Annotated in this window: 1 protein-coding gene; it reads right to left on the bottom strand. The window is 72.6% G+C overall.

Features of this window, described 5'->3' with window-relative positions:
- On the bottom strand, positions 1 to 1,147 hold a 1,147-nt coding region (locus tag SALPAC3_RS26300), incomplete at its 3' end, for an SDR family NAD(P)-dependent oxidoreductase (protein WP_033774911.1).
- Positions 1,148 to 1,156: the final 9 nt, after the last annotated feature.

Genomic DNA, 1,156 nt, shown 5'->3' with positions numbered 1-1,156 from the left:
CATCAACAAACTCATCGAGACCGGTCTCACCCAACGGCACCTCCGGACGCAACACGCCGGCAGCGTGGAAGACCGCGGTCAGGTCCTCACCCAGATCGGCCAACAACCCAGCAACCGCCTCGCGATCAGCCACATCACAGACGACGACATCGACGCCGCGGTGCCGAGCCACCAGGTCGGCCGCGCCCGGAGCGTCCATCCCCCGCCGGCTGGCCAGCACCACCCGATCCGCGCCATCGGCGAGCAACCACTCCGCGACATGCCCGCCAATACCACCGGTACCACCGGTCACCAGGACCGTGCCGGTAGGCCGCCAACGGCGTTCGGGGATACCGACGGCGGGCCAGCGGACCATCCGCCGGGCCAGCACTCCGGCAGTACGGATGGCGACCTGATCCTCGCGGCCGTCGGCGAGCACGTCCACGAGCCGCTCGACCTGGTCGTCGGTCCAGTCGGTGGGCAGGTCGACCAGGCCGCCCCAGGAGTGCGGGCTCTCCAGGGACAGGACGGTGCCGAGGCCCCAGAGGGCGCCCTGCGCGGGGTGCGGCAGGTCCTCGAACCGATCGATGGCGGCGCCACCAGAGGTGAGGCACCAGATCCGCCCCGCGAAGCCGGTGGTGGTGAGCGCTTGCAGCAGCGTCACGGTGTCGGTGACCCCGACGGAGAGACCGGCGTCGGTGTCGTCGGCGGTGTCATCGAGGGCGAGCAGGGACACCACCCCGGCCGGGCTGTCCCCGGCGGGCAGGTCGGTGCCGGCAACGGTGACGACGTCAGCGCCCCGGGCAGCCAGCCCGCCGGCGACGGCCCCAACCCGCGCGTCGTCGGTCAACGTCGCCGGCACGACGAGCCACCAGGCACCGGTCAGCTCCCCGCCGGTGGGCACGTCGGTGGAGCGCCACACCACTCGGTAGCGCCAGCCATCGAGGGTGGACGCGTCCCGGTGCCGCGAGTGCCAGGCGGTGAGGCCGGGCAGGACCTCGTTGACGATGTCGGGGGCGACGCCGAGACCGTCGGCGAGCCGGCTGGTGTCGCCCCGGCCGACGGCGTCCCAGAACCCGCCGTCGGTGCCGTTGGTGGCGGCGCCGACGGTGCGGTCGGGCTCGATCCAGTAGTGCTGGTGTTGGAAGGCATACGTCGGCAAATCCACCCGCCGCCC

Origin of the sequence: Salinispora pacifica DSM 45544 (assembly GCF_000378845.1) — a bacterium.
Classification (GTDB): Bacteria; Actinomycetota; Actinomycetes; order Mycobacteriales; family Micromonosporaceae; genus Micromonospora; species Micromonospora pacifica.
This window is presented reverse-complemented; position numbering and strand designations above follow the sequence as displayed.